Raw genomic sequence first — 15,050 nt, 5'->3', positions numbered from 1 at the left:
CTACGGTGAATACAAAGTATCAACGCAAGTAATGAAAACTGGAATTTTCTGCAATTACGATAATTTTCACCAAGATGCTCGTCGTGCCATCTTTGAGCAAGTTGCACTGGTAAAACAGGCAGAAAGCTTAGGTTTTGAGGAAGCGTGGGTGAGTGAACACCATTTTAGTGAATCTAATCTCAGCCCTTCCATGTTGGTGTTAATGGCACATTTGGCGGGATTAACTTCAACTATCCAATTAGGCACGGCGGCGGTGTTGCTGCCATTCCATAACCCGATTCGGGTGGCGGAAGATATTGCCACTTTGGATAACTTGTGCAATGGACGATTATTATTTGGAGTTGCTAAAGGCGGCCCCTTTCCCCAACAAAACAAGCATTTTGCGACCCTACCAAGTGAATCCCGTCCCAAGATGCTAGAGGCGATCGCACTGATTCAAAAGCTCTTATATGAAACTGATGTATCATTTAATGGGCGATATTATCAATGCGATCGCTTAACAATTTATCCAAAACCATTGCAGAGTCAAATACCAGTGTATGTTGCCACTGGCGGTGATGATGGTATCGAGTTGGCTGCTAAACATTCCTTTAGCTTGATGGGTGGACCGCCATTTTCCCTACACAGATTGAAGGATACTGTTACCAAATATCGAGCCTTAAATTCTAGTGGTGCGGAAAATTTAGTGCTGGCACGCTTCTTTTTTGTTGGCAAAACATACGATGAGGCGGTGAGTGAAGCGTTACCTTTCGTTCGCAAATTTAGCCAGAAAATGAAAGCTAATTCGGCTGAAGTATTGCAAAACAGTGCGAATTCCAACCAAAAACCATTCGATCGCACAAATATTTGTTTCGATGAAGATTATTTGATTGAGAATTCAATTATCGGTGATGTGGAGACTTGTCGAGACAAAATCAAGAAATTTCAGGACGAATTAAATTTAGGTACGCTAGCACTCAAACCCTCGTCTGCGGATTTGCAAAAAAACCTGGACAGTTTGACGCGCTACAACCAAGAGGTGCGAAATTATGTCTTCTAAACTATACTTGCTTCCTCCCGATGATTTACCTCCCACTGAGGTAACAAAAGAGGATGGAATGCTGCAAATGGAGCTAGAGCAGTCTACAGGCAGATGCTTTTATCTAGCTTGCGATCGCATTACGCGAGTCCTATTATCTAATTGTCAGTGGTATCTCACAACAAATACTAGCATTCTCACATTAATTATTGATTGCCCTGACTTAGTATCTTACTGGCATATTGTCAGCAATATTCCCCAGTTGGGTAATAGGTTAGAGCGGTTTGCTAGCAATGGCAAAATCCGCGTTTATCCGCCATTTGGCAAAGGGACGCCGTTTGAAATCAGCGTAAATGAAATATCTGCTTATCGAGATTGGCTTTGAGGTAAATAGAAACAGGGAATCATCCTTATCGCTGTCTAACACCCTGTACTTTAAAAGTGCAGGGTGTTGCAATTTTTATCAAAATCAGCTTTTATTTGAAACGCATAGGCACTTTGCCTTCCCGCAGGGTAGGTACGCAAAGGAAAGCACAGAGGGGCGCAGAGGTTTTGCTATAAGGTGGGGTTGTGTTTTTGTTAAATGGAGATAAAGTTATATAAGAGTGGGCTGGTTGATATTCTGTTTAATTAGGTTCTTGAGAAATCATTTTATAGAGATTATCTAACTGAGTTACTAGTGTTGGATATGCAAACAATAGTCGAAATGGGATAATTAATTGCTCCGTTTTGCTTCTCCTGACAATTCAGATCATCTCGAAAAGCCTAAGAATAACCTAACCCAATACTTCTCGGTTTTTGCATTTTTAACTCTGAATCGGGTTTGGGGAAAAGGTTAAAGGGTAAGGGTTAAAGTTTTTTTCTTTCCCCTTTTCCCCCGCTTTAGCATTTAGACAGTAAACTTTCAGTTACCCATTTATACCAATTATCTAATCCTACACCAGTAGTTGCAGAAACTTGAAAAATCTGAATTTGGGGATTCACCTGCACAGCATATTCTATGCACTTTTGCACATCAAAATCTACATAAGGTAGCAAATCAATTTTAGTGATAATCATTACATCACTAGCACGGAACATGTGCGGATATTTTAGCGGCTTATCTTCTCCTTCTGTAACAGAAAGAATCACGACTTTTGCCTGTTCTCCTAAATCAAATAAGGCTGGACAAACCAAATTTCCGACATTTTCAATCATCACAACTGAATTTAGTGGCGGATTCAGTTGTTGTAAACCTCTGTCTATCATCGAAGCATCTAAATGACAGCCTGTTCCGGTGTTGATTTGAATGACTTTAGAACCTGTTTCTTTAATTTTTTTGGCATCATTAGCAGTTTCTTGGTCGCCTTCAATGACACTGATAGATAATTGATGCTTTAAATCATTGATGGTTCGCGTTAAAAGAGTTGTTTTCCCAGCACCAGGAGAACTCATTAAATTTAAGGCGAGAATATTTCGACCTTTAAACCATCCCCGATTTTGGGCAGCTAGCAGGTTATTTTTTGCTAATATATCCTGTTCTAAAGATATTGTTGTGTTGTGTATTTTTGCATGAATTTGAGGCGCTTCTATATGAGTGTTATGACTGTGGGAGTGAGTGATGACAGTTCCATCTGGTAAAGTGTGAGTATGGTTATGTTCAGCTTCATCTGTTTCCAGATTTGTAATGTTTATTTCGCTATCATCAGAACAACCGCAGGTTACACACATAATTCCTCTATTTCTATTTCTTTGATTTTAAGTTCTTCACCAGTAATTAAATCTAATTGCACGCTACCGCAGTTACAGATTCCATAAGGTTTATCTAAATAAATTTCTGCACCACATTGGCGACATCGCCCTAAGCCTGGGATTTCCAAAATTTCTAACGTCGCCCCTTCTAAAACTGTTCCTTGAGTGCAAATATCAAAACAAAATCGGATAGCATCGGGCATAATGGCTGAAAGTTTGCCAATTTCTAATAAAACTCGCTGCACTTTTGCGCCTTTGGCATTTTCAGTCACAATTGCCACAATATTTTGGGTAATTCCAAATTCGTGCATACTATAAAATCTATTAAAGATTAACAAATTCGTGGCAATTGATCGCCTACTAACATATCAACAATTCTTTCAGCACCAAAAAGTGTTTTTAACAATACGATACCTGGGGGTGAAGAAAGAACCTCGCCAATAATACAAGCATCTTTCCCTGCTGGGTGGGATTTCATAGCTGATAAAACGTTGTTAGCATTTTCTTTGGGAACCACTACAACTAACTTACCTTCATTAGCTAAATACAATGGGTCTAAACCGAGAATTTCGCAAACTCCGTTGACTTCTTCCCGCACTGGAATAGATTCTTCGTACAGACGGATTCCTACATTAGAACTGAGGGCAAATTCATTTAGTACTGTGGCTAAACCACCGCGTGTTGCATCTCGCATAGCATGAACTTGTGGACATACATGGAGAATAGTTTCTACTAAACTATGCAAGGGCTGACAATCACTTTCAATATTAGTCTCTAAAGCTAATTCCCCACGGGCAATTAAAATTGCTGTCCCATGATTGCCTATTTCACCATTAATTATTACAGCATCTCCAGGTTTAATATTGTGGGCGGAAATGTTAACTCCTCGTGGGATGATACCAATACCAGCAGTATTAATAAAGAGTTTATCGGCTGCACCACGATGTACAACTTTTGTGTCACCAGTGACAATTTGAATACCCGCTTTTTCTGCGGCTATTTTCATGCTGGCTGCGACACGACGTAAGATTTCTACAGGAAATCCTTCTTCTAAAATTACGCTACAAGTTAGGTATAAAGGTTTAGCACCACTGACAGCTAAATCATTAACTGTACCGTTTACGGCTAATTCTCCTATATCACTACCGGGGAAAAATAACGGGTCTACAACATAAGAATCTGTTGTAAATGCGAGTCTGTCTCCTTGTTGGAGGAGAGGGGTTAGGTTGAAGCTGGCTTGGTCTTCTAGTTGTGAGAGAATTGGGTTATCAAAATTGCTGACAAAGATATCATCTATTAAATCGCGCATGGCTTTACCACCGCTACCATGTGCGAGAGTTATGTGAGTATCTTGTACTTTACTTTGGCGACGGCGGACTTTTTCTATTTTTTGGAATAGGGGATTTTGGATTGGGTTTGTGGGGGAAATATTCATATTAAATTTTTTTTAAACGCAAAGGGACGCAGTAGACGCTTTTGCGGCTTGCCGCAGGCTGGGAAGCGCAGAGGTACGCGGAGTATTTAGTCTGAGGAGAAGCCGCAGGCGGGGAGGGGTTCTTGAGTTATTTTTGGTTTTTGGGTGATTGTTCTTTTGGCAATTGTGGAGAGTCGTCCGTATTTGTAATAGGCTGCACAAGCGCCTTCGGAAGATACCATGCAAGTACCGATTGGTGTTTCTGGGGTGCAGGCTGTACCGAATACTTTACACTCCCAAGGTTTTAAGACTCCTTTGAGAATTTCTCCACATTTACAAGCTTTATGGTCGGCTACTTTGAGGTTAGGAATGGTAAATTTAAGTTCGGCATCAAATTGAGCATATTCAGGTTTAATTTTTAATCCTGAATACGGGATGTCACCTAAGCCGCGCCAATCAAAGCTATCTCGCACGGCGAAAACTTTGTTTATGGCTTGTAGGGCTACTGTATTTCCAGATTTTTGGACAATTCGGTTATATTGATTTTCAACTTCACAACGATTTTCTACTAGCTGTTGCAATAGCATCCAAATCGATTGGAGAATATCTAAGGGTTCAAATCCGGAAACGACTATTGGCTTATTATATTGTTGGGAAATAAATTGATATGGGTCACTGCCAATTACCATACTCACATGACCAGGGCCAACAAATCCATCTAGTTGTAAATCGGGATTATCTAATAGTGCTTTGAGGGCGGGAATCACGAGGACGTGATTGGAAAACATACTAAAGTTATGAATTTCTTCGGCTGCTGCTTGCAGAATAGTGAAGGCGGTGCTAGGGGCTGTGGTTTCAAAGCCTAATGCGAAGAAGACTACTTCTTTGTCGGGGTTATCTCTGGCAATTTGTAAGCTGTCTAGGGGAGAGTACACCATACGGATGTCTGCACCTTGTGCCCTGGCTTGCAGTAAAGTCGTTTTGGAACCGGGAACTCGCATTGCGTCGCCAAAGGTGGCAAAAATGACGTTATGATTTTGAGAGATTGCGATCGCATCATCTAATCTCCCTTTTGGCATAACGCATACTGGACAACCAGGCCCATGAATTAGTTCGATGGTTTGGGGTAATATTTCTTCGATACCGTATTTAAATATGGAATGGGTATGTCCGCCGCATACTTCCATGATTTTAATGGGTTTTTCTAGCTGGTGGCTTAATTTGGTGATTTCGCGGAGTATGGCTTCTGCTTTTTCCGGTTCGCGGAATTCGTCAACATATTTCATAAGGATTTGGGAATAGTAAGCTTTATGTCAATACGGCTGAGTTAAGTATTTCTTTTTACTCTCTGTGCCCTCCGCGCCTCTGCGGTTCGTTAAGATAAGTACTAATTTTTACTTGTGCTGCTGCTAATTCTTGAAGGAGTTGTAATGTTTCTGCTGCTTCTTGTTCGTTAATTCGATTCATGGCAAAGCCAACATGAACTAACACCCAATCGCCAATACAAGCTTCGGGGGGATGTTGTTCATCTACGATGCAGGCAATATTTACTTCACGCTTCACACCACCAATGTTAACTAGGGCTAGTTTATGGTTAACGTTGGTAATTTCTATAATTTGTCCGGGGATTCCTAAGCACATTTTTTTATTTTTTAAGATAAACTAACCGCAGAGACGCGGAGAACACAGAGAGAATTATTTGTCAGAAAAGGTTTGTCAAATATCAATACTTATGTATTAATTTTGCGGCTGCAATTACTGCTTGTCCTAGAGATAATCCGCCGTCATTAGCTGGAACTAAGCTATGAGTTAGTACTTTTATCCCCAATGTTTCTAATGGTTTGCTAACTTGCTGTAACAATATACAATTTTGAAAGACTCCTCCTGTTAAAGCTACCTGATGAATCAGATTTTCTTCACAAAGATGCTTAACCATTTCCACAATCGCATTAGCTAAACCTTTGTGAAATTTGGCAGCTATAACTGGTTGGGGAATTTGCTGTTGCAAGTCATAGAGTAAGGCTTGCCACATTGGGCGTGAGTCTATACAGTAAATACTATCTGAAAAGCTAAAACTAAAAGGGTATATTAGCGTTTCTTTATCATTATTTAAGCTACTAACATCTACTATAGCTTCCATTGCGATCGCAGCTTGTCCTTCATAGCTACATTCTTCAGGGCAAATACCGATAGCCGCCGCCACTGCATCGAACAACCGCCCCACTGAAGAAGCTGGAGGAGAGTTAATTTTTTTCTCTATAAGTTGATTTAGTAGCTTTAGTGGTTTTTTATTCAGCAATTTTACTATTTCTAAATCAGCATACTGTTGTTGGCAATCATCCCAAAGGTTAGCAGCTATTAATTGAGCGTAGGTATTACGCCAAGGCTGATAAGTTGCTTGTTCAGCACCAATCATTGCTACTGGTTTAAATGTTGCTAGTCGCTGAAATTTCCGATAATCTGCTAAAAGAAATTCTCCGCCCCAGAGTGTACTATCATCACCGTAACCTAAACCATCTAAAGCAATACCTAATACTGGAGGTGAGTTTAAAGGAATCCCATTTTCTGCCATACAAGCAGCAATATGGGCGTGATGATGTTGGATTTGATGAATTGAAATTTGATTTGTATCTGCTAGTTCTTTACCAAGTTTGCTGGAAAGATATTCAGGATGTTTATCAATAGCGATTACTTCTGGTGTATGTTCAAATAAATTTAAGTATAAGTTTAAAGTCTCTTGGTAAGCATTCAAAGCCGCAGCATTTTCTAAATCTCCCAGATGTTGAGATAGAATCGCTTCTCCTTCACGCAATAAGCAAAAAGTATTTTTTAACTCACTACCCATTGCTAAAATTTGCCGCACATTGTCAAATCCCGGCGGTAAGCTAATCGATGCTGGTGCATATCCTCTAGCACGGCGAATTATTTGGACTTTATCGCCGATAACACGCACAACCGAATCATCTACCCGATTAATAATCTCTCGATTGTGAAAGAGAAAATAATCAGCGATTGTCCCTAATTTTTCTTTTGCTTCGTCATTATCAATACATTGTGGTTCATCGGCAAGATTACCACTTGTTAAAATAATTGGGCGATTCATCCGCCGCAGAATTAAATGATGTAAGGGTGTATAAGGTAGCATGAAACCAAGGGTATTTTGCCCCGATGCAACCGATGGTGCTACAAGTTTTTTACCTGTCGCTTGTAGTAAAACAATTGGTGCGGCAGAACTTGTCAATAATTCTTTTTCTTTAGCGTTGACAGTACAATATTGTTCAATTATTTCAATATCTCGCGCCATTAAAGCAAATGGTTTGTGATAGCGCCTTTTGCGCTGACGCAGTTTTTGGACAACGGTTTCCTGAGTTGCATCGCAAGCTAAATGAATACCACTTAAGCCTTTAATTGCGACAATCTCACCCTTTTGCAACAAGGTACAAACAGCATCCACATCATCCAGCATAGAAAACATGGAAGCAGTAACCGATTTCCCATCAGCACGTTCTAACCAAGCTGTGGGGCCACAAACATGACAAGCTACAGGTTGGGCGTGAAAACGGCGGTTTTCAACATCGTCGTATTCCTTTGCACATTCGGGACATATAACAAACGCAGACATACTGGTATTGCATCTGTCATAAGGAATCGCACGAATAATACTCAGGCGAGGACCGCAATGAGTGCAATTGGTAAAGGGGTAACGAAAAAAGCGGCTAAAGGGGTCAAATATTTCTTGTTGACACTGTGGACAAGTAGCTGCATCAGGGACAATTTCTGTTTTAATGGCATTATTGACGCTACTAGAAATCACAAAATTGTTAAAGTTAAATTTACCTTCATAAGGAATTCTAGTTAGCTGATTAATTTTTGCTAATGGTGGACATTCTGTTTGCAATCTGGCAACAAACTCTGTTAATGCTTCCTCACTACCAGATACCCGAATTAATACACCTTGCCCATCATTACAAACATCTCCATACAAACCACAGGCTTTAGCAAGACGATATACAGTAGGGCGAAATCCTACTCCCTGAACAGTACCGCGAACTCTAATTTCTTCAGTCGGCATAGGGACTTCCAAATAAAAAAATACTTAAAAAACTCTCTTCTCCTCATTCCTCTGTGTTCTCTGTGTCTCTGTGGTAGCCTGCGGCAAGCCGCTTCTCTACGAGACGCTCCGCGAATGCGTCTACGTTTATTTAAATAATTTCTTTCTTAGAAGTCCCATAATTAAACTGCCACAGCAATATTCGGTTATTTCCAGAATCAGCTATTACCGCCGTATTACCACAAATTTTTATCCCATAACACCAATTTAAACTATCTCGTTTAGGCAATCCGAAATTACGATTTTCACCTTTACTTTGAAAATTTATTTGTCCTGCCAACCCATCTGCCATTACACCTTGCAGTGATAAAATTGATTCTGGCTTTCTCCATCCTAACAAACGAGAATTAGCCGTATCTGCAACTACTAACCAATCGCCAGCCACCGCCACACCATAAGGCATACTCAAACTACTAGCGCTAGGCAAATAAACTCCTTGATTCATTTCCACAAAATCAAAGCTTTTTTGCCCTAAAACCACAGCACAAGGAGTATTATTTTCTGTTGGCATTCCCTGCCAAATCATCACTCGGTGATTACCTGCATCGCTGACAACCAAATTTTCTCCCCAAAAAGCGATGTCGTGACACCAACGCATACTCGCTGCGGTTGGAGAATCACCACCGTTTTCATTGCGAGATATCATATCCGGTTGTCCCAAAACTAAATCAGCAGGTTGACCATTTTCTGTTGGTAACTGATGCCAAATTAATAGTCTTCGATTACCAGTGTCAGCAATAAATAGCCGTCCTTGATGATAGTAAACACCATAAGGCCAGTGCATTGTACTAGCAGATGCTTGCTGATTGCCTCGATTTGGTTCATTATCAGTAAAATTAACTTGCCCTAACACCAAATCTGCTGGAACATTATTATCTTCTGGTAAGTTTTTCCAAATTAAAACTCGATGATTCCAAGCATCTGCGACAGCTAACCCTTCGCCGCAAGCACAAATCCCTGTTGGTACACTTAAGGTTGCACTTCCCGGTGTAGTTTTAGCATTTTGTCCTTCATGATAAAAGTCAGGTTGTCCAATTACCCAATCAGCCGATTGACTATCTCTCGTGGGTAAATTTTGCCATCCTAATAATCGATGATGTCCTGTATCTGATACCCATAATGGGCCGGTTTCTGATAACAAACAAGCACTACGAGGCCCAAACATTGTTGTGGCATTGGGTGCTACAGGTATAACTAATTGTTCGGGTTCAATAATGTTGCCTAAAATTACCTCCGCACCTTGAGGTGATAGAGGTAAATCTTGAGGATTGTCTATTGCTTTTAGCGGTAATTGTGATATGGGATTAATTATGATTGGGATATCCATGAACCGCAAATAGACGCTGATAATTATTTAAAAACATTAATCTTGATTAGCATGTAACAACAGTAACGGTTTTGCATTATGCTTTTTTCAAATTCAGTTAAAACCTTTAATCAACTTCAATATTAATCAATTTTATGACTTACGCATGAGTTAGGGAATAACGTAGACGCTTCGGCTTGCCGCAGGCTACCACAGAGGCGCAGGAGACACAGAGAAATGAGAGTTTGAGAGATATTTTGCGTAAGCCCTAAATTTTAAAAAATCTATCTAACCTTTAGTAATTTTTACTACATAGCGAATCTTTGGTATGAGTGCGCGATTTACTGAAATGAGAAAGCAAACTGGGGTTTGAGAAAGTAAAAGCTTATTTTACTTGCGGAAAACACTAAAATGAGTAAGTCAAATGACCTTTTGCTTGCGGAAAACACCAAAATGAGTAAGCAAACTGGAGTTTGAATAAGTCAGAGCTACTTTTGCTTGCGGAAAACACTAAAATGAATAAGCAAACTGGGGTTTGAATAAGTCAAATGACCTTTTGAGAAAGTAATATGCCTTTTTACTTTCTCAAAACACTAAAATCAATACCTGAATTACACAAATGAGAATGAATTTAGGGATATTGAGAAAGCACTCAGGCATTTTGCTTGTACAAAACACTAGAATAAATGCGCGAACTACTGAAATGAAAAAGCAAATTAGCTGTGATTTGACTAATCGCCAAGTAGATTTGCTGAAATCTTACCTTCGCGTTATCATTTTTGTAGTTTCACAAAAACCTTATCTTCTTTAACCTTGACTGGATACGACTGAAGCGAAACATCAGGCACGGTTAAGCATTTACCTGTCTCTAATTTGTACTGGAATCCGTGGGCAGGACAGGTAATAATACCATTTTCAACTTTACCCTTTTCTAAGGGAGATCCTAGATGGGTACAAGCATTACGGTAACATTTAACTGTAACGCCTTGGCGATGTAAAATTAGTGAAGTACCAGCAAGTTGTACTGCGACTACACTAAATTCAGGAACTTCATCAAGGGTAGCTACTTTCATCCAAGTACAAGTTATTTTTGAAGAGAATGGACTGATTAAATTAGAATTAGCGTTGTTAACAGCAGGGCTATTATTGACTGCAACAACTTTAGTAATTTCAGGACAATGGTTTTTTATTGCCTGTTCTACTCCCTGAGATAAAGTTAAAGTAGAAGCCGGACAACTGCTGCAAGTTCCGATTAATCTAACTTCTACTGTATCTGGTGACTTAATTGCCACTAATTCTACATCCCCATTATGGCTTTTTAAACCTGGGCGAACTTCTTCAAGGGCTGTTTCAATTCGCTGTGCTAATGGTGGTTTTGGTGGTTTGACTAACTCGTGATACAGTAGCACTGCATATACTAATTCATCCGCAACAGCATGACGCAAAGCTGGCATTGATTCTTGTTTGAGGCTTTTAATCAAATTAGTCAATGCAGCTTTATGCAAAGCTTCAATTGCTCTTTTTAGACCTACTGCTACACACCGTTGGCTTTCATCCCACTCGGATATAATTGCCTCAAAACGATTAATTTCCTGAATTAATTCTTCAAGATTTGTCATTTGTCATTTGTCATTAGGCATGGGGCATTGGGCATGGGGCATGGGGCATTGGGCATTGGGTATTGCTTGTTTATCAATGACAATTCACTTCGTTTTAAAATCCTTGAAGAGAAACGGCATAATCATGCCCGTCACTAAGCTAGATAATATGATTGGTAAGTAGAAGGGAATGGGGGCTTGTGCAAGTAACACTAGCAGTAAAAAACCTACAGCAATACCAATAGTAGTTTGCTTGAGAAAAAATATTGGATTGCGTATTAGCTTTCCTTTAAAAAATAACTTGGCAGATAACCATCCTAGCTCTAACATATTTTCTCCTAATAATTTGTCAAGAAATTTAAAGCAACAAGCCCTAATAAGATGGCAGGAATTACACCCGCAGGAGCAAATAATGCACCAAGCATTGCTGAAAGTTCATATCCTATATCTTTACCAGCTAATAGCATTCCACCAATTGCACCGCCAACCATAGCTAAGGCTGTTGCTATAATTAGCCACACCAATTCTGTTGCTATATTAAGATCGCCATCTGCTAAACTTGTGAGAAAGTTTATCAGATTTGGCGTTGTTAAAATGTCTCTCATGCTGTTTTTCCTCATTATTTAAGTTTTTGAGACGCGATAAATCGCCGTCTCTACAAGGGTTTTGGTCTTATCTGAACTGTATTGAACCCATAACTCCTAACCCTTCATTTCTGCTTCTACATCTTGTAATGCTTGGACTACTACCTCTGCTTGTGCAACTTGTTGATATTCCGTAAATATTTCTAAAGCAGTTTGATAGTAGATACGGGCTTGCAAAAGATTTTGAGGATTACCAGCTTCTGGTTTTTCGGGGTCGTCTGGTAAGTTGAATAGAGCGTTGGCTTTGTTGGAAATTGTGTTAGCGTACTCTAAAGGTGTATCTTTGGGATTACGCACTTTTAGCGCTTCGTCATAAGCTGCGATCGCACGTAAGTTATTCTCGACAGGATGGGAACTTACTAAATATTGCAAAGCGTTACCTAAATTGTTTTGCAACATCGCATATTCTCTAGGATGATCGATCAAATTAATGTGCTTTAGCGCCACCTCAAATGATTGCACAGCTAACCCTTGACGCAAGTATTCCCGTTCTGATGCTAAGGGCATAGAAAGGTAAGCGATCGCAATATTGTTATACAAAATCGCGTATTCTTGGGGGTAATCTTCCCAAGTAAACACCCGCAACGCCTCATGATAAGCCTGGATGCTGTCAGTTATCCGCGCCAAATTGAACGGTACAAGCGACTGCAACACCAGCCCAAAATTCATCTGCGTTTCTGCCACTTCCTCTGGCAAAGCTAATTGTTGTAAAATCGGTAATGCCTCTTCATAACCGACTTTAGCTTGCATCAACAGTTGGTAATCAGCATCCGGTATTGCCTGTAACGTCCCTGCCATGCCCACTTTGGCCCTGGCTTTCAACAAGGGATACTCCTCACCACACATCTCGTAGGCCCGGTAATATAAGCCAACTGCATTCCGCAAGTCTTGGGCTGTTTTGGGCTTTTTTTGAAAACCCTGTGCGATCTCAATCAGCATTTGGATTTTTTCCTCTGCTGAAGCTGACTCCGATGCAACAGCTGCGATCGCAGCCTTCACTGCTGAATCTGTAATGCTGGGGGTCATAACTCTGCCGTACTCTAGCCAATTGGGAATTGAGTCCAACACCCATGAATGATCGAAACACGCGATCGCATTTCATCACGGGCCATACTGATTTACGCAGGCTTCGAGTCCTTTAGGCGGAATTCCCCTTTTTTGTCTGAGACTAGGGCTAATGATTAAGGACTAGGGAAAGAGTTGATCCCATGTCCAATTATCCAATACCCCATGCCCAATCAATTTTTTTACTATAAAACACCCTATTTCTAAAATTCTAGGGGGAAATTGCTAATATTAATGTCAGCTTTAAACACCTAATATTTTTAAAATACTTTTTGTATCATCACTCGACACAATCCAAATATTCTTTCTTGAATTGTTGACATACATATATGCACTATCTTACCAGCTAATTTTTGTATACTCCAAAGATTCGCCACGGGATCGTCGAAGTGTAAAATATATTCATCAACTGTAAAACAAGCTCCCTTGAAAACAGACAGCATTTTCTATCGGATCTTTCAGAGTATCCCCACTACTTTCTTTGAACTGATTAATCAATCGCCCCAACTAGCTAGTGTTTACCAATTTTCTTCAGTAGAAGTCAAACAACTAGCCTTTAGAATCGATGGTGTTTTCCTCCCAAATGCAGCAGAACTACCTATTTATTTTGCCGAAGTGCAATTTCAACCAGATAAAAAGTTCTACTCGCGTTTATTTACCGAAATTTTTAATTATCTCGACAAAACCGAATTAACTAATAATTGGCGTGGTGTTGTCATCTACCCCAACCGTAGCGTTGATACTGGAGATACCGAAAGATATACAGAACTACTCAATTCACAACGAGTGACTCGCGTAAAATCTGAGTGCCTAAAATACTCATCCTTTCGCACGAATTAACAGCTAGCAGTAATGAATTCAGTACACTAGGTTATTTAACGTCAATAAGTAAAAAATAATAATTTTGTTTTTACTGTTTTTTATTTATTAAATCTGTTACGAGTATAACAAACATCATAATTGAAAATCATCTTGTAAAACTGTTAGCTATTTTTAATGATTAATTCTTTTTTAATGAAAGAGAATTAAATCAAAAAATATCTTAGTATTGAAAAATAAATATTGATAAGCAGGTGAGACTTTACAAGCATTATCACCTATATCATGCATGGTAAACAATAGAAAAATGCATAGCCGATGACTAACGTACTATGGCTACAAGGTGGTGCTTGTTCAGGCAACACCATGTCATTTCTCAACGCCGAAGAACCGACAGTCTGCGATTTAATTGCCGACTTTGGTATCAATATACTTTGGCATCCTTCCTTGGGGCTGGAACTAGGCAACGATTTGCAAACACTGCTACGAAATTGTATTTCTGGCACAATTCCTTTAGATATCTTGGTATTTGAAGGCAGCGTTGTTAATGCTCCCAACGGTACTGGCGAATGGAATCGGTTTGCCGATCGCGCCATGAAAGATTGGTTATTAGACCTCGCCAAAGTTGCTAAATTTATCGTCGCTGTGGGAGATTGTGCCACATGGGGAGGAATTCCCGCCATGTCACCTAATCCCAGCGAATCGGAAGGTTTGCAATTTCTCAAGCGTCAAGAAGGCGGCTTTTTAGGTAAAGACTTCGTGTCTCAAGCCGGATTACCTGTAATCAATATACCTGGATGTCCCGCACATCCCGACTGGATTACGCAGATATTAGTTGCGATCGCTACTGGACGCATAGCAGACATTGCTTTTGATGAACTAAATCGTCCCCAAACTTTCTTCAACACCTACACACAAACAGGTTGTACCCGCAACATCCACTTTGCCTACAAAGCATCAACCGCCGAATTTGGTCAGCGCAAAGGCTGCTTATTTTATGACTTGGGTTGTCGCGGCCCCATGACTCATTCTTCCTGCAACCGCATCCTATGGAACCGCGTATCTTCCAAAACTCGTGCTGGAATGCCTTGTTTAGGTTGTACCGAACCAGAATTTCCCTTCTTTGACCTTAAACCAGGAACCGTATTCAAAACCCAAACAGTAATGGGAGTTCCTAAAGAATTACCGCCAGGGGTGAACAAAAAAGACTACGCCTTACTGACAATGGTCGCCAAAGATGCAGCACCACCTTGGGCAGAAGAAGACTTTTTTACAGTTTAGTCATTGGGCATGGGGCATGGGGCATTGGGAATTGGTTAGTTATTCTTTCTCCCTCATTTCCCT

Annotated in this window: 14 protein-coding genes and 1 pseudogene; 4 read left to right on the top strand and 11 right to left on the bottom strand. The window is 40.1% G+C overall.

Annotated elements, in window-relative coordinates:
• Nucleotides 1-31 precede the first annotated feature (31 nt).
• Complete coding sequence (locus tag HWQ42_RS32595) at nt 32-1,039, top strand: LLM class flavin-dependent oxidoreductase (protein ID WP_292819509.1); 1,008 nt, start codon at nt 32-34, stop codon at nt 1,037-1,039.
• Nucleotides 1,029-1,403, top strand: coding sequence for a hypothetical protein (locus HWQ42_RS32590; RefSeq protein WP_292819506.1), 375 nt, complete (start codon nt 1,029-1,031; stop codon nt 1,401-1,403). The genes HWQ42_RS32595 and HWQ42_RS32590 overlap by 11 nt, the downstream gene beginning before the upstream one ends.
• 497 nt (nt 1,404-1,900) lie before the next feature.
• Here the strand turns inward: HWQ42_RS32590 and hypB are convergent, their stop codons facing one another.
• From hypB to HWQ42_RS32535, 11 genes are all read right to left on the bottom strand, one after another.
• Nucleotides 1,901-2,728 carry a hydrogenase nickel incorporation protein HypB gene (gene hypB, locus HWQ42_RS32585; protein WP_292819503.1) on the bottom strand — a complete coding sequence of 276 codons (828 nt, stop codon included), beginning with the start codon at nt 2,726-2,728 and terminating at the stop codon, nt 1,901-1,903.
• Nucleotides 2,719-3,060, bottom strand: coding sequence for a hydrogenase maturation nickel metallochaperone HypA (hypA, locus tag HWQ42_RS32580; protein WP_292819500.1), 342 nt, complete (start codon nt 3,058-3,060; stop codon nt 2,719-2,721). Before hypA ends, hypB begins: the two co-directional genes overlap by 10 nt.
• Nucleotides 3,061-3,080: 20 nt before the next feature.
• A complete protein-coding gene (gene hypE / locus HWQ42_RS32575; RefSeq protein WP_292819496.1) occupies nt 3,081-4,184 on the bottom strand; it encodes a hydrogenase expression/formation protein HypE in 1,104 nt (367 codons plus the stop codon).
• 86 nt (nt 4,185-4,270) lie between these two features.
• Nucleotides 4,271-5,449 (bottom strand): hydrogenase formation protein HypD, encoded by a 1,179-nt coding sequence (gene hypD / locus HWQ42_RS32570; RefSeq protein WP_292819494.1) that lies wholly within the window; start codon nt 5,447-5,449, stop codon nt 4,271-4,273.
• Between the two features lie 55 nt (nt 5,450-5,504).
• Nucleotides 5,505-5,804 (bottom strand): HypC/HybG/HupF family hydrogenase formation chaperone, encoded by a 300-nt coding sequence (locus HWQ42_RS32565; protein ID WP_292819491.1) that lies wholly within the window; start codon nt 5,802-5,804, stop codon nt 5,505-5,507.
• An 82-nt stretch (nt 5,805-5,886) separates the two neighbouring features.
• Nucleotides 5,887-8,235 (bottom strand): carbamoyltransferase HypF, encoded by a 2,349-nt coding sequence (gene hypF / locus HWQ42_RS32560; RefSeq protein ID WP_292819488.1) that lies wholly within the window; start codon nt 8,233-8,235, stop codon nt 5,887-5,889.
• Between the two features lie 130 nt (nt 8,236-8,365).
• The gene (locus tag HWQ42_RS32555; RefSeq protein WP_292819485.1) at nt 8,366-9,601 is read right to left on the bottom strand and encodes a hypothetical protein; all 1,236 of its coding nucleotides are present in this window, start codon (nt 9,599-9,601) and stop codon (nt 8,366-8,368) included.
• A gap of 752 nt (nt 9,602-10,353) precedes the next feature.
• Nucleotides 10,354-11,199 carry a NifU family protein gene (locus HWQ42_RS32550; protein ID WP_292819482.1) on the bottom strand — a complete coding sequence of 282 codons (846 nt, stop codon included), beginning with the start codon at nt 11,197-11,199 and terminating at the stop codon, nt 10,354-10,356.
• 84 nt (nt 11,200-11,283) lie between these two features.
• Nucleotides 11,284-11,508, bottom strand: a complete 225-nt coding sequence (locus HWQ42_RS32545; protein WP_292739798.1) for a hypothetical protein — start codon at nt 11,506-11,508, stop codon at nt 11,284-11,286.
• Nucleotides 11,509-11,516: 8 nt separating this feature from the next.
• Nucleotides 11,517-11,783 carry a hypothetical protein gene (locus tag HWQ42_RS32540; RefSeq protein ID WP_292819479.1) on the bottom strand — a complete coding sequence of 89 codons (267 nt, stop codon included), beginning with the start codon at nt 11,781-11,783 and terminating at the stop codon, nt 11,517-11,519.
• A 96-nt stretch (nt 11,784-11,879) separates the two neighbouring features.
• Nucleotides 11,880-12,848, bottom strand: a complete 969-nt coding sequence (locus HWQ42_RS32535) for a hypothetical protein (protein WP_292739794.1) — start codon at nt 12,846-12,848, stop codon at nt 11,880-11,882.
• 465 nt (nt 12,849-13,313) lie between these two features.
• On the opposite strand from HWQ42_RS32535, the pseudogene HWQ42_RS32530 reads away from it, so the two are divergent.
• Nucleotides 13,314-13,712: pseudogene (locus HWQ42_RS32530) on the top strand (Rpn family recombination-promoting nuclease/putative transposase); the annotation flags it as partial.
• A gap of 312 nt (nt 13,713-14,024) precedes the next feature.
• Nucleotides 14,025-14,987 carry a hydrogenase small subunit gene (locus tag HWQ42_RS32525; RefSeq protein ID WP_292819476.1) on the top strand — a complete coding sequence of 321 codons (963 nt, stop codon included), beginning with the start codon at nt 14,025-14,027 and terminating at the stop codon, nt 14,985-14,987.
• Nucleotides 14,988-15,050 lie beyond the last annotated feature (63 nt).

Origin of the sequence: Nostoc sp. JL23, assembly GCF_017115065.1 — a bacterium.
Classification (GTDB): Bacteria; Cyanobacteriota; Cyanobacteriia; order Cyanobacteriales; family Nostocaceae; genus Nostoc; species Nostoc punctiforme_A.
Note: the sequence above shows the minus strand (reverse complement) of the source record. Positions and strands in the feature narration are given on the sequence as shown.